Raw genomic sequence first — 1,494 nt, forward strand, 5'->3', positions numbered from 1 at the left:
CAGTGGCTGGCCGCGGTCCGCGCCACCTGCGCCGAGCCGGGCTGCAGGCCGTGGTCGACGACGACGGCACCGGCGCGCAGGCCCACCGCCGGTGCGGCGGCGGCGGTGGCGGCCGCGGCGGCGACCGAGTCGGCCCCACCGCTGCAGGCCACGAGGACCACGGGGGCGGGGTGGGCGGCCGCCGACGTCGGGCCGTCCCGCCCGAGGTCGGCCGCCAGCCCCTGGAGGTCGGCGCGCACGGCGGCGCGCACGGCGGCGGTGGCGGGAGGCGGTCCGCTCACCCGTGGACGCGGCGCACCCAGGCCCGCGGATCGGCGATCTCGGCGGGGGTGGGCAGCGCCCCGGGGCCCTGCCACACCGCGTTGAACCCCTCCGTGCCCACCCGCGCGGTCACCCCGCGGACGAAGCGCGCCCCGTCGGCGTACTGGCGCGACTTCGCCTCCAGCCCGAGCAGCCGGCGCGCCACCTGGTCCAGCGAGCCGCGACCGCGCCGCCGCTGGGTGAAGCGCTCCCGGATGCGGGCCACCGACGGCACGACCTGCGGGCCCACGTCGTCCATCACGACGTCGGCGTGGCCCTCGAGCACGGACATGACCGCCACCAGCGAGCGCACCCGCTCCCGCTGCCGCGGCGACTGCAGCAGGTCCAGCAGGCCCGGGCCGGAGCCGGAGCCGCGCAGCACGTCCGGCAGCTGCCGGGCGACGTCCTGCAGCCGCTGCGCCAGCGCCCGGGGCTGGGCCAGCACCTCCCCGGCCAGGGCGCGGGCCTCGTCGACCACCCAGCCGCGCAGCCACGGGTTGGCGGCGAACTGCAGGCGGTGGGTCTCCTCGTGCAGGCACACCCAGAGCCGGAAGTCGGCGGGCGGGACGTCCAGCTCCCGCTCGACCTGCACGACGTTGGGCACGACCAGCAGCAGCCGCCCGGGGCGCTGGGAGTCGGCACCGCTGAAGGCGTCGAACTGCCCCAGCACCTTGCCGGCGAGGAAGGCGAGCATGCCGCCGAGCTCGGCGCCGGTGGTGCGCCGCCCCAGGGCGACGGCGGCGCGGTCCAGCGGGACGGCGCGCCCGCCCCGGCCGGTGGGCAGCGGGACGCGCACCGGCGCCAGCAGCGCGCGGAAGCCCTCGACGTTGGCCCGCGCCCAGGAGGGGCGGTCCACGACGAGCGCGGGGCCCTCGTCGGCGACGGCCGGGTCGCGGCGCAGCCGGGAGACCTCCTCGACGGGGACGACGGCCTCGGCGGCGCTGCGGCGCAGGGACTCCACCGCCTCGGCGACCTCCGCCGGGCGGACGGCGGGACCGGGGCGCACGAGCCGGGCGGCCGTGCGGGCGGCGACGTCGAAGTCGACGAGCGATCCGACCGCGGTGCTGACCTGCTCGTCCGGGGGTGCCGTCATGGCGCCACGCTACGCGGCGCGACCGCGCCCGCCAGCCGCCGGGAGCCGGGCGGGCGCCCTCAGCGGCACCCGCAGCCGACGAGCGCGGCGGCCACCCGGTC

At 80.1% G+C, this 1,494-nt stretch carries 1 protein-coding gene and 1 pseudogene; both read right to left on the bottom strand.

The genetic code is table 11. From position 1 onward, the window contains the following. Nucleotides 1–281: pseudogene (locus ABEB16_RS22445) on the bottom strand (tRNA lysidine(34) synthetase TilS); the annotation flags it as partial. Beyond that, nucleotides 278–1,393, bottom strand: coding sequence for a zinc-dependent metalloprotease (locus tag ABEB16_RS22450; RefSeq protein WP_345714364.1), 1,116 nt, complete (start codon nt 1,391–1,393; stop codon nt 278–280). The gene ABEB16_RS22450 and the pseudogene ABEB16_RS22445, both read right to left, overlap by 4 nt. Nucleotides 1,394–1,494 lie beyond the last annotated feature (101 nt).

Origin of the sequence: Kineococcus glutinatus (assembly GCF_039542765.1) — a bacterium.
GTDB classification, from domain to species: Bacteria; Actinomycetota; Actinomycetes; order Actinomycetales; family Kineococcaceae; genus Kineococcus_A; species Kineococcus_A glutinatus.

Coding starts and splice junctions, on each gene's coding strand:
- ABEB16_RS22450 (WP_345714364.1), bottom strand. CDS start 1,393: ATGACGGCACCCCCGGACGAGCAGGTCAGCACCGCGGTCGGATCGCTC.